The organism is Metabacillus sp. GQ13 (genome assembly GCF_059758525.1).
Genome location: NZ_JCAXET010000010.1, coordinates 32,995 through 55,265, shown reverse-complemented (window position 1 = coordinate 55,265; position 22,271 = coordinate 32,995). Strand labels below are relative to the sequence as shown.

Here is a 22,271-nt window from a genome sequence, read left to right as displayed (position 1 = left end):
AACTATATTCTATTTTACCGATATAACCTATATATAAGTGAATGGTAGGGGAGTGTCTATAAATGTCTGTTGAATCAATTTCATCACCTTTAACTTCTCGCAACATAGAATCAACTAAAACGACTGAAAATAGAGAAACAATTTCTACAAACGTGGAACAAATTAAAGATAGTAATGAGCAAGAGCGAAACCCAAAGAAAGAAGAAGTAGAATCTATTGTTAATAGTATGAATGACTTTCTTCAAGCTTCATACACACACATTAAATTTGAATTTCATGATAAGTTGAATGAATATTATGTAACGATTGTGGATAATGAAACGAATGAGGTCGTCCGTGAAATCCCTTCAAAAAAATTACTAGATATTTATTCATCTATGGCTGAATTTCTTGGATTTATTGTAGATGAAAAGATTTAGGAGGAGAAACAATGCGTATAGGTGGATTAGCAAGTGGTATGGATATAGATACATTAGTTAGTGATTTAATGAAGGCTGAGCGGATTCCATTGGATAAATTTACACAAAAGAAACAGACTCTTGAATGGCAACGTGATAATTACCGTGATATGAATAAGCTCCTATCAGAACTAGATGATATGCTTTTTACGAACAAAGATAGTATTGGTAGGGAATCAACTTTCCTACAAAAAACAGTAACTAGTTCAAATGAGGGATTGGTATCAGCAAAGGCTATTAATGCTCAAACGAATGTAACTTCAACGATTGATGTTGTATCATTGGCTAGTTCACAAACTTGGAAGACAAGCGGTGCTGTAGCTTTCACTGCACAAAATACAGAACTTAAATTTAAAGTGACAGATCCTGGAACCTCAACTACAAGAGATGTAAAATTATCAATAACCGATACAGATACAATAGACAAAGTAATTTCTAAAATTAATTCATCAGGTCTTGGTGTTACGGCTATGAAAGAAAAAATTTACAATGAAACAGATAACACATATACTGAGACGATAGTTTTTACAAGCAAAAACACTGGTGCAGGTGGAAAGATTGAGTTGGATACAAGTGACGCAACGTCTCTAACTAGTACAAAAACGTTTATGGAAGACTTTGGGTTCTCTTTTGGTACAGATAATATTACTTTAACTGGCGATAAAGCAGGTGCAAATGCTGTTGTAAAAGTTAATGGTTATCAAATGGAAAAGACCTCTAATTCTTTTACAATTAATGGTGTTGAATACACAGCAAAAGGTGTAACAACTACTTCAGGTTCAGTTACGATATCTTCTTCAACAGATGTAGAAAGTATAATGGATTCAATTGTGGAATTTGTAGATAAATACAATGAAGTGATAAAAACAATAAGTGAAAAGCTGTCGGAGACACGCTACCGTGATTACCAACCGTTGTCAGAGGAACAAAAGAAGGATATGGAAGAAAATGCCATCGAACTTTGGGAAGCAAAGGCGAAAAGTGGTTTATTAAAAAACGATTCTATTCTTTCCAATGGATTGAATAGTATGAGAATCAACTTTTATACACCAGTTAATAACTCCACGAACATGACAGGATTTAAACAGTTATCGGATATTGGAATAACGACTACTTCTAATTATTTAGATAATGGAAAACTTACGATTGATGAAGACGAACTGAGAAAAAAAATACAAGAAGATCCTTCAGCTATTTTTCAGTTGTTTAATGCCGATGGTGAAACAGATGAGACGAAAGGAATAGCAAAAAGGCTCCGTGCAACAATTGAAAACACAGTGACCAACATTGAAGAAAAGGCTGGAAACTCTTTACAAGTAAATAATCAATTTTCAATTGGGAAAAATATAAACAATGTGGAAGATTCAATTGAACGTTTTGAAGACCGGTTGAAGCAAATTGAAGACCGTTACTGGAGACAGTTTACAGCTATGGAAAAGGCAATTCAACGCTCAAACGAACAATCATCATATCTTATGCAACAATTCTCAATGTAAATAATGAATATATATAATAGAGGTGAAAAGTAAATGGCGCTCAACAATCCTTATCAAGCGTACCAACAAAACTCAGTCAGCACAGCTTCTCCAGGGGAACTAACATTGATGCTTTATAATGGATGCCTGAAATTTATTAGACAAGCTAACAAGGCATTGGAACAGTCTAACATTGAAGAAAAAAATACAAACTTAATTAAAGCACAAAAAATCATTACAGAATTGATGTTAACCTTAGATATGGACCAAGAAATCTCAAAGAATATGATAATAATGTACGAGTATTTGAATCATAGACTTATTGAAGCTAATACAAAAAACGATAAGGATATCTTAACAGAAGTAGAAGGACATGTTACAGAGTTTCGTGATACGTGGAAACAAGTTATTCAAACAGCCCGTCAAAAGCAATATGGTCAAGGCGGACAAGCATAGTGAGTGTAGTTAATCAAGTATACGACTTGACAAAGGAAATTATTGACATGTCAAATAAGAAGATTAATAAGGAAGAGCGTGAGGATGTTATTAACAATCTCACGCAATTATTAGAACAACGTGAAGTTTTTATTAGTGAAATGAAACCACCTTTTACTCCAGACGAGATGTTATTAGGTAAACAAATCTCGCTTTGGAATGAGCAAATCACATCAGGCTTTACCGAAATTAAGAAGCAAATACAACTAGATATTAAACAACTGAAGAAAACGACAGTTTCAACGAATAACTATATTAATCCTTATAGAAATACAGCAACTGATGGAATGTATTATGATAAACGAAAATAGATTCCTGTGTAGGAATTAACATCTAAAATGAAAGGAGCCTCTTCGATTAGAAAAGGCTCTTTTGCTTGTGTGCCAGGCATGGCAACTATCTAGGTGGTGAAAGTCCACTGTGGGGGTACACATCGACCAACCACTAAGGAAGCGCAAGGTACTTATCGTGAGATAGGGGCTAGAGGAAGCGTGGAATAAAATCTTGGCTCGACGTACAGAAATCTGATACTAAGGCTTTATAAAGGGATGAGACTCCAAGACAAGTCAAAGTCCAAAAGATGTGCGTAACTTTATGGAGTAAATCAGGCGAGTAAAAGAGGAAAGGTAGTGTCTTACCCTGGGCGGTCTTGCGGATGTACAGTGGTACAGTCGAAAAAGGTTAGTCGCAAGAAGTCAGCAGAAGCCATAGTAGTGAAATATTTCATGAAGGGCTGAACAATTTATAGTGTTTCAACACCACGAATGCGTAAGTGACGTACTCCGAATGTGTTAATGGTGAAAGTATGGGCGTATCTCAAAGGATAACCAAAATGGAGCTATCACTTACTACGTGAGAGGGAAGGAGAAACGAGTGTGGAACTTTTAGAACAGATTCTAAGTAATCAAAATATGAATGAGGCCTACTTACGTGTCTATAAAAATAAAGGTGCAAGTGGGGTAGATGGAGTAACTGTCGATGAATTAAAACAATATCTAAAAGAGAATAAGGATGAGCTTCGTCAGCGCATCAGAACAAGAAAATACCAACCACATGCTGCCTTAAGAGTGGAGATCCCAAAAGAAAATGGAAAGATGCGCAAATAGGGAATACCAACAGTAGTGGATAGAGTAGTTCAACAAGCCATTCATCAAGTTCTCAGTCCGATATTTGAAGAAAAGTTCAGTGAATTTAGTTACGGTTTTAGACCAAAGAGAAGTTGTGAGATGGCTATAATACAAAGTTTGGAATTTTTGAATGATGGGCACGACTGGGTAGTCGACATTGACCTTGAAAGATTCTTCGATACAGTTCATCAAACTCAAGCGAATTATTTCCAACACAATAAATGACGGAGATGTCATCTCGCTAATCAGAAAATACCTAGTCAGTGGAGTTTTGGTGAATGGGAAATATGAAGAAACACCAGTTGGGACTCCGCAAGGAGGCAACCGCAGTCCACTATTAAGTAATATTATGTTAAATGAACTTGATAAGGAACTAGAAAATAGAGGGTTGCGATTTGTGAGATACGCCGACGACTCTCTCATCTTTGTGAAGAGCGAGAAAGCAGCGAACAGAGTGATGAAGTCAATCGTGAGACTTATAGAAGACAAATTAGGATTGATAGTTAACGTGGAGAAGAGCAAAATCTCTCACCAAAAAGAATTAAAATTCTTAGGGTTTGGGTATTATTACAATACTAAAAACCAGAAATTCAAAGTAAAACCTCACTTAAATTCGATTCAGAAGTTTCAGAGAAAACTTCGAAAACTGACTAAACGAAACTGGGGTGTTCCGCTAGACTTCCGTATATTGAAGCTGAGACAAGTAATATTCGGTTGGGTAAATTACTTTAGGGTCGCAAATATGAAAGAAGTGATGATTCGAATAGATAAGAAGCTTCGCTCCAGAATTAGGGTAATCATCTGGAAACAATGGAAGGTATCGAAGAAGCGAATCAAATCGCTAATTCACCTAGGAATTCCGAAGGAAGAAGCCAAAGGATTAACGTTCTGTCGAAAAGGTTATCGCTTCATAGGACTATCGAAAGTAGTCCAAAGAGCAATCTCAAATAAAAGACTAAAGCAGAGGGGACTCCCCTCTGCTTTAGAACATTATCTAAAAGTTCACACTGTAATATAAATTGAAACGCCGTATACGAGATCCGTACGTACGGTGTTGTGAGAGGGGCGAGAATAAACACATTATTTTCCCTCTACTCGATTGAGTATTAATTAGAAATAATTTTTAATATATCAGCAGTATTTTGATTTATGTTTGATACGAGTAATTTGTCACCTTTCTGGCGTATTTCAATATTTACGAACTGAATCATTTCTTTTGCCATATTTGTGTTAGCTAACCTTGATCTAGAAGAAGTTATATTATTCTCTTTTACAAGATTATTTTTCATATGGAGTTCAAGGACTTTGTAATACGAACCAACCTGTGTCAAACTACCAGTTGTCTTCATAATTGCATTATCTAACTTAGTGATTAATTCGGAAGCTTTCTCTGTGGTGAGCAGGTTTACTTGATCCAATTTTAATGCTGATGTGCTTGTATCCATTAGGTCTAATGTTAATTGTTGCCCAGGATTTGCACCTACCATCAAAACTAGTGGGGAGTTCTCTCCAAGAATTTTCTTTGTGTTGAATTCAAGTTTGTTTGCTGTATCATTGATTCCTTCCATTAATTGTTCTAGTTCTAGTTGGCTTGATTGGCGGTCAGTGTCTGTTAATGTGTCACTAGCATTCATGACGGACAGTTCACGAGCCCTTTGAAGAAGGTCATTCACATTATTTAATCCTTCATTAGCCGCAGATAAAACGGAAAGTCCATCCTGCATATTACGATGTGCCTGTGATAATCCTCTTATCTGTGCTTGCATCGTTTCAGAAACAGCCAATCCAGAAGCGTTGTCACTGGCGCGTCTAATATCTAAACCAGATGCTAACTTATCAATTGTTTTTTCAATCCTTGTTTCATTACGCTGATAACGGTTAACTGAAAAGGCAATAGCCGATTGATTATGAATTTTAATATTATCACCTCATTTCAATACAAATCTTCCTAACATAAATAATATCGTTTTCAAGTAATTAGTGAAATATTACTAATAATTGTCGATATTACCTATATAACGGTAAATTTAATAAAGCAGATTAATTAGTAGAAGGACTTTTCAAAAGGGGATCATGTAAATGAATGTAAATAAACCAGAGGAAATATATAGACAAATCAGTTTGATGACCTCTCCTCCTGAAAAGTTGATTATATGGTTATTAGATGAAGCTATAAAGGCGATAAAAAGTGGAAAACAAGCAGTGAACGCTAAAGATATAGCAGAACAAAATTTACAAATTCAACGAGCACAGCAGCTCATAATAGAAGTCATTCCGATGACTAATGGTTCAATTGAGGGAGGAAAGAAATTTATGATGGTTCTTGATTATTTAAGCCGTCGTCTAATTGAGACAAATATAAAAAGTGAGGTTTTCATTTTAAATGAAATCGAACTCTTTCTTCTAGAAATAAGTGATGCTTGGAAAGAAGTGTTGAAGAACTGAAAAGTTAATAAGAGGAAGGAAAAAGAGGATTCATAAGTATTCCTGAAATTATGTATTGTAATGGAAAAAGGAGTGTAATAATTGGCTTTAAATAAACGGTATGCAGCATATCAACAAAATTCAGTGACGACAACATCACCAGGTGAAGTTACACTTCTGCTATACAGCAGATTTATAAAGGTTGTAAAGTTAGCATCCATAGCAATTAAGGAATCAAATATGGAAGAGAAGAATAAGGACATACAAAAAGCACAAATGATTATCAATGAGTTAAGGATCAATTTAAATATGGATTTAGAAATTTCCCGAAACATGGAGGTAATGTACGAATACATCATTCATCGTTTATTAGAAGGAAATATTAAAAATGATAGATCGATATTGAAGGAAGTAGAAGAATATGTTGAAGAGTTTCACGACACATGGAAGCAAACAAATAATAGCTGTGTTTGAAAAAGTTAAAAATCAAATTTAAAAAGACATTACTTATGAAATTGTAAATACAGATGGAATGAAATATGACTAAAAGAAGTAGGCGAAGAAAATGAAAACGATAACCTTTGATCAATTCCAATTGCTCGACTTCTATTATCATCTATTAGAATATGTAGAAGATGGAATTGATTATGTCATCGAAAGCTTTAGTGATTTGAAGCTTAGTGAAAGTGATAAAATTATGAAAGACATTCATACTGCTCTCTATCAAATTGATTCCACCAACCAAGTTCTGCTTAGAAGCTTAGATGATAGTGAAAACCTCATGCTTGAAATCAAGAAGTTTGATGTTGTTATTACCGTTTTAGAGGGGCTGGAATTGACGATCACAAATTCCTATCAATTTGAAACATTCATTAAAGGCCAATTATCACCTACTTTTAGGTTGTGGAAGCAATCTATCGAGCGCTATATCCAACCTTATATTATTAATTAGACTCGTCAAAATTTGGCGAGTTTTTATTTTCATTCTAAAGGTGCGACGCTAATGATGTATTCGGAACGAGATAGTTTTCCACAACGTTTGGAGAAATAGATAGTGAGGGAACAAGGAAGAAACAAAAGCTTGTTGCATAACACACATTGATTATATTATTTTTTCATACTCCCCAAACCCCGCGCATATATTAATACACTTAACCTACAATCCCCAATAAAACAATCTTCTACAAATAATCACAATTTTTTCACAATTATTTTAAAGTTTAAGCAGGAGACAAGTAGGGAAATGTAGAATTAAGTATACATAGCTTTATCAAAAGGAGGAGTTCAATCATGAGATACAATGTTAGAGGGGAAAACCTTGAAATAACTCCAGCAATTAGAGAATATGCAGAAAAGAAAATTGGTAAGCTTGAGCGATACTTTGAAGAGTCAGTTGATGCAAATGTAAATGTTAATTTGAAATATTATAGTGACCAGGATTCTAAAATTGAAGTAACGATTCCAATGACAGACCTGGTGTTACGTGCCGAAGAGCATAATCAAGATATGTATGCTGCAATCGATCTTGTTGTCAATAAATTAGAGCGTCAAATTCGTAAGCATAAAACAAAAGTCAATCGCAAACTACGTGAGCAAGGTGCACCTAAGTTTGTGTTTAGTAATCTATTAGAAGCCAATGGCAATTCATTAGAAGAAGAGGAAGACCCACAAGAGGTTGTCCGTACCAAGCGATTTAATTTAAAACCAATGGACAGTGAAGAAGCTATTCTTCAAATGGACATGTTAGGACATAACTTCTTCGTGTTTACCGATTCTAAATCAAATAATACAAGTGTCGTCTATAAACGTAAAGATGGAAAATACGGCTTAATCGAGCCTCACGTATAAACAAAGTGAACAGCGTCTATTAATAGACGCTGTTTTTTATCGTTTTTTCTTCATTATTAAATCCACATCCATTGCTTCTTCACTAAAATTTGGGCACAACCACTTTTTTCTCCTAATTCCTATGATTAGCTCTCAAAATCTAACTAAATTAACCGATATAAAAATTAATAGTTAATTTATCCTATTTTGAAGAGGTGACAACATGGTAAAAAGAACCTATTTAATCATACTGCTAACCAGTCTTCTTTCAGCTTGTAACCAGAACACAGCCTATATTTCTGAGATTGACGTGCAAAGTGTTCAGTCGATTGAAGATGTAACAAAAAAATCTCCGTTGAAAGCTGAATTCCAAATTAGAGGTATTTCAATTGGAGCAGATTTAACGACAATCATTCAAGCACTCGGTGAACCAGATACAAAGACTCTATTAGGAGAAGTGTCAGGTGGCATCAAAATAGAGGAATTAAGCTATGGATCGAACTTTTTTATCATGAAGGAAGGCAAAGCAATCGGTTTACTATCAAAGGACCCTTCTATCGAAACGAAAGCAGGGATTATGAATAACGATGCGATCGATAACCTATTAGAGAAATATCCGGATGATTCCCTTTTGTATACAACAGACACTTATTTTTTATATGATGAACATTACCTTTTAACATTCGAACCCCAAGAAGGTCTTATAAATGAAATCAGCCTTTTTAAGAAAGATACTTTTTTAGAGTTAAGTGGTTCTTCTTTTGAAAATTTACTTTTAAAGTCTACTAAATTTGAATCACCTACTGGAGAAACGTCGATCGGTCTAGAGGATGGGAACTCCTTTTGAGTGGATGTTCATTAGGTGCAACTCAGCAATTGCATTTTATTGCTATCCACCATATTTTGGGTATGAAGCCATTTAGAATAGTAACTTCCTCATTGCTATTCTAACTATTAAAAAGTAAAATATAGGAAATGAATAACCATATGAAATACATAATTGTGTGACTTACTATTTAATGTAGCTTTCATTTAAATAGACCAAGAGCCTGCTCCTGTTGTACCTTGCATTAAATAGTGCTAAAATAAAGGATAGTTTATAGTAAAACATTCGATAATTAATAGAAAATTTCACTCTATACAAAGAGGAGCGCTATGAATGCTTGGAATTTTAAATAAGGTATTTGATTTTAACAAACGTGCGTTAAATCGTTATGAAAAGATGGCTGATCAAATCGAAGCATTAAACAGTAAAATGAACGGTTTATCAGATGAAGAACTTAAGGCTAAAACAGAAGAATTTAAAGGTCGTGTTGCAAAAGGTGAAACGCTTGACGATCTTTTAATAGAAGCTTTTGCTGTTGTTCGTGAAGCAGCGAAGCGTGTATTAGGTTTACACCCGTACAAGGTACAATTAATGGGTGGTGTCTCCTTGCATGAGGGGAATATTTCTGAGATGAAAACAGGTGAAGGGAAAACATTAACTTCAACAATGCCTGTTTATTTAAATGCGCTTTCAGGTAAAGGCGTCCATGTTGTGACAGTCAATGAGTATTTAGCAAGTCGTGACGCACAAGAAATGGGTCAGTTATATGATTTCTTAGGTTTAACAGTTGGTCTGAATTTGAACTCGATGAATAAAGATGAAAAGCGTGAAGCGTATGCTGCCGATGTCACTTATTCAACGAACAATGAGCTTGGATTTGACTACTTACGTGACAACATGGTGCTTTACCGCGAGCAAATGGTTCAGCGTCCACTGAACTTTGCCGTTATTGATGAAGTTGACTCGATCTTAGTCGATGAAGCAAGAACACCACTAATCATTTCTGGACAAGCTGCAAAATCGACAAAACTTTATATGCAAGCGAATGGTTTTGTCCGTCAATTAAAGCAAGAAGATGATTTTACTTATGATGTCAAAACAAAAGCTGTTCAGCTTACAGAGGATGGAATTACGAAGGCTGAAAAGGCCTTTGGAATTGATAACCTTTATGATATTACGCATGTTGCCTTAAATCATCACATCAACCAAGCTTTAAAAGCACAATTTGTGATGCATAATGATGTTGATTATGTTGTTGAGGAAGAACAGGTTGTCATCGTTGACTCATTCACTGGTCGTCTTATGAAAGGTCGTCGCTACAGTGATGGACTTCATCAAGCGATTGAAGCAAAAGAAGGGTTAGAAATTCAAAACGAAAGTATGACCCTTGCAACGATTACATTCCAAAACTACTTCCGTATGTATAAAAAGCTTTCCGGTATGACGGGTACAGCTAAAACAGAGGAAGAAGAATTCCGCAATATTTATAACATGCAGGTCATTGCGATTCCAACAAACCAGCCGATTGCTCGTGATGATAAAGCTGATTTAGTTTATCGTTCAATGGAAGGGAAATTCCGTGCGGTTGTTGAGGATGTTTCACAGCGCTATGATCTAGGCCAACCAGTTCTAGTTGGTACGGTTGCGGTTGAAACGTCTGAATTAATTTCTCAGCTTCTCAAGAAAAAAGGTGTTCCACATCATGTGTTGAATGCGAAAAATCATGAGAAGGAAGCAGAAATTATTGAAACAGCTGGTCATCAAGGTTCAGTAACGATTGCAACAAATATGGCTGGACGTGGGACAGATATCAAGTTAGGCGAAGGTGTCATTGAACGTGGCGGTTTGGCCGTTATTGGTACTGAACGTCATGAATCACGCCGTATTGATAATCAGCTCCGTGGACGTTCAGGACGTCAAGGGGATCCCGGTGCAACACAATTTTACTTATCAATGGAAGATGAATTAATGCGCCGCTTCGGTTCAGAGAATATGATGAATATGATGGATCGTCTAGGTATGGATGATACCCAACCAATTCAAAGTAAAATTGTTTCTCGTGCTGTTGAATCTGCGCAAAAGCGTGTTGAAGGAAATAACTTCGATGCCCGTAAGCAGCTTCTACAATATGACGATGTTTTACGTCAGCAACGTGAGGTAATTTATAAACAACGCTTTGAAGTTCTAGACTCAGAAAACCTTCGATCAATCGTTGAAAAAATGCTTGCATCAACCATTGACCGTGTCGTTGCTACCTATACGCCGAAGGAAGAAGTTGAGGAAGAATGGAACTTAGACGGCATTGTTGATTATATGAATGCGAACATTCTTCAAGAAAATGACCTTGATGCCAAGGCGCTTCGTGGTAAAGAACCTGAAGAAATGGCCGAGTTGATTAACAAAAAAGCAATTGAGTACTATGATGCAAAAGAAGTGGACTTCGGCGAAGAACAAATGCGTGAGTTCGAAAAGGTTATCCTGCTTCGTGCTGTTGATTCGAAATGGATGGATCACATCGATGCTATGGATCAACTTCGTCAAGGTATCCATCTACGTGCATACGGTCAAAATGATCCATTACGTGAATACCAAATGGAAGGCTTTGCAATGTTTGAGGAAATGATTGCGTCGATCGAAGAGGATGCTGCTAAGTACATTATGAAAGCACAAATTCGCAACAACCTTGAGCGTGAAGAAGTAATCAAAGGCCAAACAACTGCTTCTCATCCTAAAGAAGGCGATGAAAAGCCAAAGAAAAAACCATCTCGTAAAGTCGTAGAAATCGGACGCAACGAAGCATGCTTCTGCGGCAGCGGCAAAAAATTTAAAAACTGCTGTGGACAATAAAGCTCTTTTCTGAAAATTCTTTGTTCCACTTTTATAAAAATCGGTCTTTGGATTTCTATCGTATTAATTGTAGCTATTTTCAAAAAAGAGACATAGTATTCAACGAAAAGAGCCTACTTGACTATATGCTTTTTACGTAAAACCTTAGGACTTGTCTTAATGGATAACAAAATTTAAGAATTCGTCTTAAAAGGAGAAAGGTGCTTACCACCTCTCTTTCTAAGACTGATTAAAAAATCGCAAATGAGGTTGACTAAAAAGGGTCTGACCCCTCCAACAAACACTAATATATGTGCTTTTACTTAAAGTAAGCCCCTATATTGAGATAGAGGGGTCTGACCCTTTGGTTTTGACCTTGGATCTGACCTCTCCACCAACACCAATATATGAGCTTTCATCTAAAGTAAGCTGTAAGCTCTATATTAAGATAGAGGGGTCTGACCCTTTCTTTTAAACACTTTTATAAATAAATACAATTCACCAAAAATACAACCCAAAACACAAATTAACCCTGAGGTGACTGTAATGGAACTAGTAGAAATTCGTCATGAGCTTGAAAATACAGCTAAACGTTTAGCGGACTTTAGGGGGTCTCTTTGACCTCGATATAAAGGAAGCTCGCATCGAACAGCTTGAAGGTCAAATGACTGCACCAGGATTCTGGGATAGTCAAAATGCTGCACAATCTGTGATCAATGAAACAAATGCATTAAAAGAAATGGTTGATCAATTCCATGAGCTCCATGAGTCCTATGAGAATCTGCAATTAACCTATGAACTTGTTAAAGAAGAAGAAGATGCAGAATTACAAGGTGAGTTAGAAACAGAAATTATGGAGTTAGTTAGTCAGCTGAATGATTTTGAGCTCCAGCTTCTTTTAAGTGAACAGCATGACAGAAATAATGCGATTCTTGAGCTTCATCCAGGTGCAGGTGGAACGGAATCTCAAGACTGGGGTTCTATGCTTCTTCGTATGTACACACGTTGGGCAGAGAAACGAGGCTTTAAGGTCGAGACACTTGATTATTTACCAGGTGACGAGGCTGGAATCAAAAGTGTCACACTGCTTATTAAAGGGCATAACGCGTATGGTTATTTAAAAGCGGAAAAAGGCGTTCATCGTCTAGTTCGGATCTCTCCATTCGATTCATCAGGCCGCCGACATACATCATTTGTTTCTTGCGAGATTATGCCGGAATTTAATGATGAGGTCGATATCGAAATCCGTACCGAGGATTTAAAAGTTGATACGTACCGCGCTAGTGGAGCAGGTGGACAGCATATTAATACGACAGATTCAGCTGTCCGTATTACTCACTTACCGACCAATTCGGTTGTGACCTGTCAAACAGAGCGTTCACAAATCAAAAACCGTGAGCATGCAATGAAGATGCTGAAAGCAAAACTCTATCAACTACGAATTGAAGAGAAGGAAGCAGAACTTGCAGAAATTCGTGGCGAGCAGAAGGAAATCGGCTGGGGTAGTCAAATCCGTTCCTACGTTTTCCACCCATACTCAATGGTTAAGGACCACCGTACGAACACAGAGATCGGTAACGTTCATGCAGTCATGGATGGCGAGTTAGATCCATTTATTGATGCCTACCTCCGTTCGAAGTTGTCATCATAAGACGAAAGCAACCTTATTACATGAGCAGTAGCTCTGTGTAGGGTTGCTTTTTTATTGGATTTTCAGTAAAAAGTGGCGTGCACACTGCGTTTTTGTCACTTGGTCGATATCTCGTTGGTTTCAGCTGATAAATAAACGTAATCGGACAATGAAAAGGGAAGTTCCAACAATAATATAGTAGAGATGGACAATACAGAACGAATTCAAGACAATAAGTCAGCTATATACAATCTGTATGACTCGATACCAATTAGCAAACACTAACAACCAACTGACTACAAAAGCTCTTTACCCCATTACCACGTTATTTTGCTGTTATTCACAGACAAAAGGCTGAGTGCTATACTCGAGTCTTGGCATCTTGAACATAAACGATGAAATTGACAGCAGAGGAGTATCGCATTCAGATGAAAAAAAGAAATCATATTTATAATCCTAAACTTGAAAAGTCTCTTGAATACATCTACATTTTACTTGGTTCTGCATTGGTAGCGATCGGATTTAATCTATTTTTATTACCAAACCGGGTTGCCTCTGGTGGAGTCAGTGGTATTAGTACAATCTTAGATGCAACCGTTGGATTTGAACCTGCTTATGTGCAATGGGCATTAAACATCCCGTTATTTATTGCCGGTGTTATATTCTTAGGAAAGCAATTTGGTTTTAAAACGTTAATAGGAACGATTTTTGTTCCGCTTGTTGTCTATCTAACAAGAAATTGGGAGCCGGCAACATTGGATCCGTTACTAGGTTCATTATTTGGAGGGATCTCAATAGGTTTAGGGCTTGGTTTGGTGTTTAGAGGGAAGGCTTCAACAGGTGGGACTGATCTAGCTGCTCAAATATTCCATAAGTTTACTGGACTATCGCTTGGTACTTGTATAGCATTAATCGATGGACTGATTGTGTTAGCTGCCGCGATTGTTTTTAATCTTGAACAGGGGTTATATGCCCTTGTCGGTTTGTACGTCACAAGTAAAACGATCGATATCGTCCAGATTGGGTGGGGACGTTCTAAAATGGCGATGATCATTACCAATAAACAGATCGAAATTCAGGATGCAATCCTTCATGATATTGATAGGGGGGTTACTCGTTTAGCTGCACATGGTGGTTTTACCAATAATGAAAGACCGATTCTGATGTGTGTGGTCGATCAGACTGAATTCACAAAGTTGAAACAACTGGTGCGAAGTATTGACCCACATGCTTTTGTTACGGTTACTGATGCTTCAGAGGTACTCGGTGAGGGTTTCAAACGGGCTTAGTTAGGTTATAATATCAATGGAATTATTTAGTGAAAACAACCTTTAAAGGAGGATATACAATTGAAAATTAAATTACTAGGATTGTTACTTGGAACTTCAGTTATTTTAGGAGCTTGCGGTGGTGCTGATGAACCAAAAGAAGAGTCTACAGGTGAAACATCAGGTGGAGAAGCCGAACAAATCGTTCAAGGAAACTGTATTGGCTGTCATGGAGAAAATCTTGAGGGCTCAGCAGGTCCTAACTTGACAGAAGTTGGATCAAAATACGATAAAGATGAAATCAAGAACATTATCATTAATGGACAGGGTGGCATGCCTGGAGGACTTCTAGAAGAGGCAGACGCTGAGGTTGTGGCAAGTTGGTTAGCTGAGAAAAAATAATTTCATTGGAAGAAGTCTTAATTTCTCCAATTCGCAACACTCTATGACAAAAAATAGTTAAAAAACTAAACAGTAAAAACTCAAATAAGCAATTAATACCGTAAAAAATCAAGGTTGGCCATGTCAAAGGTCACCCTTTTTTTATTTTTTCTTGCAATTTTAGTCAAAAAGTTCTAAAATTTTAATAGATATAAGCGCTTACAAATTCTGCAATGATTTTGTTACTTTATACCAAGTTCGACAGATGACGTCAATTGTATCAAGGTTTTGCTCCTGTTCAATGCTTTGAAATATAAATGTAATATAAATTTAGTCTATTTTTGCCGAAAAATGATGGTATAATGAGATTTGTAGTTTACAAGACAAGGAGTTATTGTGTCTGTTTAGTCGACAATATGCGACAACAACCGACTAATTTCTCAAGAAATATGTCTCTATTGGCAATATTACTTTGTCACTTTCTTTGAAGACAGTTCGCAACATTCTATAGAGAAAGCAAAAAACAACTATTAGGTGGGTTTCTATGATCGAAATGAATGAAGTATATAAAACATACCCAAATGGCGTTTTAGCCATTAATGGGCTTGATATAAAGATACAGTCAGGTGAGTTTGTCTATGTAGTTGGACCGAGTGGTGCAGGTAAGTCTACGTTTATTAAAATGATGTACCGTGAAGAGAAACCATCAAGCGGAAAAATTATCATTAATGGTGTCGATTTATCAAAGCTAAAGGAATCTAAGGTTCCTATGTTACGACGCAGCATTGGTGTTGTGTTCCAAGATTTTAAGCTTTTACCGAAGTTAACAGTTTTTGAGAATGTCGCTTTTGCATTAGAAGTAATTGGTGAAAATCGCAACACAATTAAAAAGAGAGTACTAGACGTTTTAGATTTGGTTCAGCTTAAACATAAAGCACGATTTTTTCCTAATGAATTATCCGGTGGGGAACAGCAACGTGTTTCTATTGCACGTTCTATTGTAAATAACCCTGCAGTTATGATCGCGGATGAGCCGACAGGTAACTTAGATCCTGATACCTCATGGGAAATCATGCACCTGTTTGAAGAGATAAATAATCGTGGCACAACGATCGTTATGGCAACACATAACAAGGAAATTGTAAACACATTGAAAAAGCGTGTCATCGCAGTCGAGGATGGAAAGATAGTGCGAGATCAGGCGAGAGGGGAGTACGGAATATATGATTAATGCCCTTGGACGTCATTTACGTGAAAGTGTGAAAAGCTTAGCGAGAAATGCATGGATGACATTTGCATCTGTGAGTGCGGTAACCGTAACTTTAATTTTAGTTGGTACATTTTTAGTTATTATGATGAACTTGAATCATGTTGCCGATAATCTTGAAAATGATGTAGAAATCAGAGTACATGTCGACGTAACAGCAAAAGAAGATGCACAAGCTAAACTTAAAAGTGATATAGAAAAGATCAAACAGGTCGATACAGTTGTATTCTCCCCTAAGGATAAAGAATTAACTAACTTAGTTGAAAGCTTAGGAGAAGAAGGTAAGTCCTTTGAATTGTTTGAACAAAACAATCCACTAAATGATGTATTTGTTGTTAAAGCAAAGAATCCACAAGATACAGATCAGATAGCTGCTAAAATTGAAAAGCTAGATAATGCTGCAAAAGTTAAATATGGGCAAGAAGAAGTCGAAAAATTATTCGAAGTCATTTCCATTGCTAGAAACATTGGAATAGCTTTAATTATTGGTCTTGTCTTTACTGCTATGTTTTTAATCTCTAATACAATTAAAATTACCATTTTTGCAAGAAGACATGAAATTGAGATTATGAAACTAGTAGGAGCTACAAATGGATTTATTCGCTGGCCATTTTTCCTTGAAGGATTATTATTGGGAGTTTTAGGCGCAACTGTTCCAATTATATTGATTGTAACAGGATATCAAACATTGTATAAATGGGCATTGCCTAAATTACAAGGTTCCTTTGTAGAATTCTTACCATTCAGTCCGTTTGTTTATCAAGTATCAGCGCTTCTATTACTTATCGGTGCGTTAATCGGTGTATGGGGAAGCTTAATGTCTGTCCGTAAATTCCTTAAGGTGTAAACTAGCAATATTGCTAGTTTACGATATTTAATAAGAGATTAGCATCAAGTTAGATCGAGTGGCTTAGGTCCATTCGGTACATAACGCGAGGGAGGATACATGATGAAATGCAACAATAAAGTATTAACGTTCGGCTTAGCGACAATCATTGGGACAAGCGGGTTATTGGTACCGTTTAACAATCCTGTCCACGCTGCAACGTTGGATGAAAAGAAACAAGAAATCGAAAGCAAACAATCAGATGTTACTACTAATATAGATAAAAAGGAAAGTGAAATTTCCAAGCTTGAGGCAGAAGAGGCAAAGCTAGATAATGAAATTAAAACGTTAGATAATCAAGTTGCTGATACAAATGGCAAGATTAGAGAAAAAGAAGCTAGTATCGAAGACATAAAGAATAATATTGAAGAATTAAAAGCAGAAATTGAGACAGTAAGGGCGAGAATTGAAGAGCGTAGCCTATTATTAGAAGACCGTGCGCGTTCACTCCAGGAAAGTGGAGGCATGATTAGCTATATGGATGTGCTTCTTGGTGCTCAAGACTTTGGTGACTTTGTCGGTCGTATAAATGCCGTTACAACAATTGTCGAAGCAGATCGTGATATTCTTCAAGCCCATGAAGCTGATAAAAAGCTGTTAGAGAAAGCCGAACAAGATCTAAATAGTCAGCTACAAAATTTAGAAGACTCCCTAACAGAATTAGAAGTATTGAAAGAACAATTAGATGTTCAAAAGAACAAAAAGAAAGTTATTATGGAACAAGTAATGGCTCAACATGACGAAGCAATTGAAGAGGTACATGTCCTAGAGAATGAAGCAGAATTCTTAGCAGAGCAGAAAAAAGCGATCGAATTAGAAGAAAAGCGACAAAAAGAAGCAGCTGAAGCCGCAGCACGTGAAGCAGCTGAAGAAGCGAAAAAGCAAGCAGCAGCTCAGGCAGCAGCTGAAAAGGCAAACAGTCAAGCAGCAACTTCATCAAGTTCGAAGTCAAAAGCTACTACTAGCTCGAAATCAAGCACAAGTTCAAGTTCAAACGCTAGCAATGCTTCATCACAAAAGCCATCAGTAACAGGCGGTAGCTTTATGTGGCCAGCATCAGGTAGTTATACGTCTGGATATGGTTATCGTATTCATCCTATAACAGGAGCCCGTAAATTACATGGAGGAATTGATATTGCCAATAGCTCAGATGTTCCGATTGTTGCCTCAGCAGGTGGAACGGTCATCAGATCACATCACTCTAGCAGCTATGGTAATGTTGTATACATTTCCCACAATATTAATGGACAAGTATACACAACCCTTTATGCACATATGGAAACGCGTCATGTTAGTGCAGGTCAAGCAGTGTCTAAAGGACAACAAATAGGCATTATGGGTAATACTGGACATTCAACTGGCCAACATTTGCACTTTGAAATTCACAAGGGACCTTGGAATGGATCGGCAAATACTGTTGACCCAAGAAGCTACTTACCTTAAAATATACCCTTGAAAAAAGCCCTTTAAACGTTACGTTTAAGGGGCTTTTTGTCGGTTTTAATTCTTGTATATCAAATTCCACCACTTTGACATCCAAAATACAAACACCTTTTAGCGCAATGTAATGACTTATTCCAACTTTTTGTAATGCCTTACATGATTTGTACAAGCATGACATATAATAAAAAAAGTCTAAATGATTACATAAACTTAGCGACATTTATATAGGAGGTATAGGATGAATCAAAGAATAACAGCTTTGTTTATTGCATTAGGGATCGTAGTTGGTGCGGGTGGCATGTATGTTGGTATTGATTTATTAGAACAGGATAAGAAGGTTGAAGCTGAAGCAATCCCAGCTAATGGTAGCGTCTTTAATGTAGAGGATGAGGCATCTGATATTGCAGGCTTTGAAAAGTTTAAGCAAGCACTCGAGTTAATTTCTACTCGTTATGTTGAGGATGTTGATGAAGAGGAGCTACTTGAAGGGGCTATTCAAGGGATGCTTTCTACATTAGATGATCCATATTCGGTTTACATGGATAAAGAAACAGCAAAGCAGTTTTCACAGGCATTAGATTCCTCGTTTGAAGGCATAGGTGCCGAGGTAGGAGTGAAAAGTGGTAAGGTTACAATCATTGCTCCATTCAAGGGATCACCGGCAGAAAAGGCTGGTCTGCAACCGAATGATCAAATCGTTGGAATCGATGGCAAAAATGTTGAAGGTCTCGACCTCCATGAAACTGTCCTAAAGATTCGTGGCAAAAAGGGAACAAAGGTAGCAATCGAGGTTGTCAGATCAAATTCAAGAGAGAAGCTAACCTTTGATGTCGTACGTGATGAAATCCCGCTTGAAACAGTCATTGGGTCTACTAAGGAATACAAAGATAAAAAGGTAGGATACATTCAAATTACCTCTTTTTCAGAGAATACGGCCGAAGATTTTGCAAATACGCTAAAGAAATTAGAAAAAGACCAAATTCAAGGGCTTGTATTAGATGTACGTGGAAACCCTGGTGGTTATTTGCAAAGTGTTGAAGAAATACTTAAGCAATTTGTCACGAAAGATCACCCTTACATTCAAATTGAAGAGAGAAATGGTGACAAAAAGCGTTACTTTTCAAAACTTACTAAGAAAAAAGATTATCCTGTAACAGTATTAATAGATAAAGGCAGTGCTTCTGCTTCGGAGATTCTTGCTGGGGCGTTAAAGGAAGCCTCAGACTATGATATTGTTGGTGTCACCTCATTTGGAAAAGGAACGGTACAACAGGCTGTCCCAATGGGGGATGGCAGTAACATTAAATTAACACTATATAAATGGTTAACACCTGAAGGAAATTGGATTCATAAAAAAGGTGTTGAGCCAACAGTAACAGTCGAGCAGCCAGTAGTATTCCAAACAAGTCCAATTCAACTTGAAAAAAGTCTAGTGCCTGACATGAATAATGAACAAGTAAAAACAGCCCAAGTTATCTTAAAGGGACTTGGTTATAAACCTGGCAGAGAAGATGGTTATTTTAACAAGGAAACAGAAATAGCCGTTAAAACGTTCCAACAAGAAAACAAACTCCCTGTAAATGGAAAAATTGATCTTCAAACAGCAGATACACTTAATGAAAAAATGACCGATCTAAAAGAAAAGGAAGAAAATGACAAGCAATTGAAAATGGGTATTAAGGCATTGTTTGATTGAGAATCATAAAGGACTGACAAATTTGTCGGTCCTTTTTTAATCTCTTATTTCTAAGTCATATTTCCTCTTTTTCAAATTCGAGAAATAATTGAGACGAAAAATGGTTAATAGAAACGAAATAGTATTAATATATAGATATATTGTCCATAAAGTTATTCTGAAAAATCAAATAGTTGAAGTGATGATGGTATGAAACGGCTACTTTGAACATAGATACTAACAGAAAAATCGGAGGGTTCAACATGAAAAAGTCCAGTTACTATAAGGAACAGGTCTATCAAAAGATACTTAAGGATTTAAGTGAAAGAAATTCAGCTAATCAAACACATGCGAGTTCTAATAAATGGATACGCTTATTTTGTATGTACTTAGCAAATTACACAGCAATTAAAGAGACGGATCAAATAGATAAGGCTTGTGTACAAGAATACTTTACCTACTTAATTGACAATCATAAGCGCTTAGCCATTAACTTGGCAGATATAAAGAAGTCTATGCAAATGATAGAAGAGATTTTACACATTGAAGTGGATGATGAGATGAATGATTTTTCACTTTCGAATACTGGTTTGTGGAAGAATTTGAAGTGATTTTGGGTTAGAGTGTAGGATAGGTAGAGGGATTTGAGTGAATTTAAGTGGGATAGTGTGGATATGTGGATTTTGTTCTGTATGTAGGGATCTTTTCGCGTTTATATATTGTTATTGGTTTTGTAGGGAGTTTAGTGGTGTTGTAAAAATCCAAGTACCGATTTTTACGGGATAGGTGGAACTTTGTATGGATATGAAAAGATCTTAAATCCAAGTGCCGATTTTTACGGTATTGTTTGAGCATTGTATTAATATGAAAAGATCTTTGATCTTTTCGCGTTTTATATATAGTTATTTGAATTGTAGGGAATTTATGGGTGTTGTAAAAATCCAAAAGCTTGATTTTTACGGTTAGTATGGAACTTTGTATGAATATGAAAAGATCTTTGGTAAAATATTAGTAACCTAATAGATAAGGTAGATAGAGGTAAGGTGGGATTCTGCTTTGATGGAAAATTGGTTACTGGAGTTATTTTGGGCGGTGGGTCGTTTTTTTATTCATCCATTGTTTTATTTGTTTTTCCTTTTGACACTTGCATATGGATATTTTCGGATTAAGCGTGAGAGAAGGTCTTTTCATATTCGGATAGAGGATATGTATGAGGAGATGAAATTCACTTATACAAAGGGATTAATTGTTGGCGGTATGGCGTCGCTGGTTCTTTTTGGAGTAGGCTTAAGCTTGCCATTTGGAACAATTGTTTTATTGGCTATTGTTACGGCAATTATAGGATTTACGTTTCAACTACGTTATCTTTCTGCGGCTTTTTCAATTGGCTTGACTCTTTTTATAACGGGAATGATTACAACCTTTGAATTAAATGGATTGGAACAGTTTTTTGTCGGATTATCAACAACAAACTACTTGTCTTTAAGTCTATTAGCAGGTTTATTGATCGTTGCTGAAGGTGTATTAATTTTTAAGACGGCTCATAAAAACACATCACCGTTTTTGAAGACTAGTACAAGGGGTTTGCCAATTGGCACACATGTTTCTAATCGGACATGGATGTTACCGTTGTTATTTCTTGTACCAGGTGGGACGCTTACTTCGTCTTTGCCTTGGTGGCCAGTTTTAACGATAAACGGAGAACCATTTTTATTGCTATTCATTCCTTTCTTTATTGGATTTAATCAGCGTGTACAAGGGTCACTTCCGATGCAGAGTATTAAAGTAACGGGTGTCCGAGTTATCTGGTTGGGTGTACTAACGATCGCGATATCAGTTGTCAGTATTTGGCTTACTGCCGCCGCATTTATTGCTGTATTTATCGCAATGATTGGACGCGAATTTATTACAGTACGTCAACGATTGAACGACGATTCTGCTGCCTTTTACTTTTCAAAGCGAGATCATGGCTTAATGATATTAGGAATTCTTCCGTATTCACCTGCAGCAAAAATGAATTTGCAGGTAGGAGAGATGATCATGAAAGCTAATGGTGTTGCTGTTAAGACGGTTGAAGAATTTTACGAGGCATTGCAAAAAAATAGTGCATTCTGTAAGCTTGAAGTCATCGATTATAATGGGGAAATTCGCTACGCACAATGTGCTCTGTATGATGGTGAGCATCATGAATTGGGGATTCTCTTTGTTCAAGATGAGAAAAAGTGGGAAACGGAAGCTGTTTAAGTTTTCATTTCTCACCTTC

Annotated in this window: 23 protein-coding genes; 22 read left to right on the top strand and 1 reads right to left on the bottom strand. The window is 36.6% G+C overall.

The genetic code is table 11. The features are described from left to right. Window positions 1-62: 62 nt before the first annotated feature. The 7 genes from flaG to AC6CHR_RS13670 all read left to right on the top strand — a co-directional run bounded on the left by flaG (window position 63) and on the right by AC6CHR_RS13670 (window position 4,573). Complete coding sequence (gene flaG / locus AC6CHR_RS13700) at window positions 63-419, top strand: flagellar protein FlaG (protein WP_498249489.1); 357 nt, start codon at window positions 63-65, stop codon at window positions 417-419. Window positions 420-430: 11 nt separating this feature from the next. Next, window positions 431-1,954 (top strand): flagellar hook-associated protein 2, encoded by a 1,524-nt coding sequence (locus AC6CHR_RS13695; protein ID WP_498249488.1) that lies wholly within the window; start codon window positions 431-433, stop codon window positions 1,952-1,954. Window positions 1,955-1,987: 33 nt separating this feature from the next. Continuing rightward, on the top strand, window positions 1,988-2,389 hold the full coding sequence (fliS, locus tag AC6CHR_RS13690) for a flagellar export chaperone FliS (RefSeq protein ID WP_498249487.1): 402 nt from the start codon (window positions 1,988-1,990) through the stop codon (window positions 2,387-2,389). Continuing rightward, window positions 2,389-2,739, top strand: coding sequence for a flagellar protein FliT (gene fliT / locus AC6CHR_RS13685; RefSeq protein WP_498249486.1), 351 nt, complete (start codon window positions 2,389-2,391; stop codon window positions 2,737-2,739). The genes fliS (AC6CHR_RS13690) and fliT overlap by 1 nt, the downstream gene beginning before the upstream one ends. A gap of 564 nt (window positions 2,740-3,303) precedes the next feature. Beyond that, on the top strand, window positions 3,304-3,534 hold the full coding sequence (locus AC6CHR_RS13680; protein WP_498249485.1) for a hypothetical protein: 231 nt from the start codon (window positions 3,304-3,306) through the stop codon (window positions 3,532-3,534). A gap of 15 nt (window positions 3,535-3,549) precedes the next feature. Further along, window positions 3,550-3,780 (top strand): reverse transcriptase domain-containing protein, encoded by a 231-nt coding sequence (locus AC6CHR_RS13675; protein WP_498249483.1) that lies wholly within the window; start codon window positions 3,550-3,552, stop codon window positions 3,778-3,780. Then, window positions 3,713-4,573, top strand: coding sequence for a reverse transcriptase domain-containing protein (locus AC6CHR_RS13670; protein WP_498249482.1), 861 nt, complete (start codon window positions 3,713-3,715; stop codon window positions 4,571-4,573). The genes AC6CHR_RS13675 and AC6CHR_RS13670 overlap by 68 nt, the downstream gene beginning before the upstream one ends. 88 nt (window positions 4,574-4,661) lie before the next feature. On the opposite strand, the gene AC6CHR_RS13665 is transcribed toward AC6CHR_RS13670, so the two are convergent. Continuing rightward, entirely contained in the window at window positions 4,662-5,450 is a 789-nt protein-coding gene (locus AC6CHR_RS13665) for a flagellin (RefSeq protein WP_498249676.1), read from the bottom strand. A gap of 184 nt (window positions 5,451-5,634) precedes the next feature. On the opposite strand from AC6CHR_RS13665, the gene fliS (AC6CHR_RS13660) reads away from it, so the two are divergent. The 15 genes from fliS (AC6CHR_RS13660) (at window position 5,635) to AC6CHR_RS13590 (ending at window position 22,252) form a co-directional block, all read left to right on the top strand. Next, on the top strand, window positions 5,635-6,000 hold the full coding sequence (gene fliS / locus AC6CHR_RS13660) for a flagellar export chaperone FliS (protein ID WP_498249481.1): 366 nt from the start codon (window positions 5,635-5,637) through the stop codon (window positions 5,998-6,000). A gap of 81 nt (window positions 6,001-6,081) precedes the next feature. Continuing rightward, a complete protein-coding gene (gene fliS / locus AC6CHR_RS13655) occupies window positions 6,082-6,453 on the top strand; it encodes a flagellar export chaperone FliS (RefSeq protein ID WP_498249480.1) in 372 nt (123 codons plus the stop codon). A 91-nt stretch (window positions 6,454-6,544) separates the two neighbouring features. Further along, window positions 6,545-6,931, top strand: a complete 387-nt coding sequence (locus tag AC6CHR_RS13650; protein ID WP_498249479.1) for a DUF8042 domain-containing protein — start codon at window positions 6,545-6,547, stop codon at window positions 6,929-6,931. Window positions 6,932-7,269: 338 nt separating this feature from the next. Further along, entirely contained in the window at window positions 7,270-7,827 is a 558-nt protein-coding gene (gene hpf / locus AC6CHR_RS13645; RefSeq protein ID WP_498249478.1) for a ribosome hibernation-promoting factor, HPF/YfiA family, read from the top strand. A 202-nt stretch (window positions 7,828-8,029) separates the two neighbouring features. Then, window positions 8,030-8,653 carry a hypothetical protein gene (locus AC6CHR_RS13640; protein ID WP_498249477.1) on the top strand — a complete coding sequence of 208 codons (624 nt, stop codon included), beginning with the start codon at window positions 8,030-8,032 and terminating at the stop codon, window positions 8,651-8,653. Between the two features lie 312 nt (window positions 8,654-8,965). Beyond that, window positions 8,966-11,479 (top strand): preprotein translocase subunit SecA, encoded by a 2,514-nt coding sequence (gene secA / locus AC6CHR_RS13635; RefSeq protein WP_498249476.1) that lies wholly within the window; start codon window positions 8,966-8,968, stop codon window positions 11,477-11,479. 525 nt (window positions 11,480-12,004) lie between these two features. Further along, a protein-coding gene (gene prfB, locus AC6CHR_RS13630) for a peptide chain release factor 2 (RefSeq protein ID WP_498249475.1) occupies window positions 12,005-13,109 on the top strand; the annotation gives its coding sequence in 2 pieces (ribosomal slippage) (window positions 12,005-12,076 and window positions 12,078-13,109; 1,104 coding nt in all). 407 nt (window positions 13,110-13,516) lie between these two features. After that, window positions 13,517-14,377, top strand: a complete 861-nt coding sequence (locus tag AC6CHR_RS13625; protein ID WP_498249473.1) for a YitT family protein — start codon at window positions 13,517-13,519, stop codon at window positions 14,375-14,377. Window positions 14,378-14,437: 60 nt separating this feature from the next. Further along, entirely contained in the window at window positions 14,438-14,758 is a 321-nt protein-coding gene (cccB, locus tag AC6CHR_RS13620) for a cytochrome c551 (protein WP_498249471.1), read from the top strand. Window positions 14,759-15,281: 523 nt separating this feature from the next. Beyond that, window positions 15,282-15,968, top strand: coding sequence for a cell division ATP-binding protein FtsE (gene ftsE, locus AC6CHR_RS13615; protein ID WP_498249470.1), 687 nt, complete (start codon window positions 15,282-15,284; stop codon window positions 15,966-15,968). Continuing rightward, entirely contained in the window at window positions 15,961-16,851 is an 891-nt protein-coding gene (ftsX, locus tag AC6CHR_RS13610) for a permease-like cell division protein FtsX (protein WP_498249469.1), read from the top strand. The genes ftsE and ftsX overlap by 8 nt, the downstream gene beginning before the upstream one ends. Before the next feature lie 102 nt (window positions 16,852-16,953). Further along, window positions 16,954-18,333: a murein hydrolase activator EnvC family protein gene (locus AC6CHR_RS13605; RefSeq protein ID WP_498249468.1), complete on the top strand. Its 1,380-nt coding sequence runs from the start codon at window positions 16,954-16,956 to the stop codon at window positions 18,331-18,333. Window positions 18,334-18,571: 238 nt separating this feature from the next. Next, entirely contained in the window at window positions 18,572-20,029 is a 1,458-nt protein-coding gene (locus AC6CHR_RS13600; protein ID WP_498249467.1) for a S41 family peptidase, read from the top strand. A gap of 242 nt (window positions 20,030-20,271) precedes the next feature. After that, complete coding sequence (locus AC6CHR_RS13595) at window positions 20,272-20,619, top strand: swarming motility protein SwrAA (protein ID WP_498249466.1); 348 nt, start codon at window positions 20,272-20,274, stop codon at window positions 20,617-20,619. A gap of 445 nt (window positions 20,620-21,064) precedes the next feature. Next, a complete protein-coding gene (locus tag AC6CHR_RS13590; protein WP_498249465.1) occupies window positions 21,065-22,252 on the top strand; it encodes a cell division protein in 1,188 nt (395 codons plus the stop codon). Window positions 22,253-22,271: the final 19 nt, after the last annotated feature.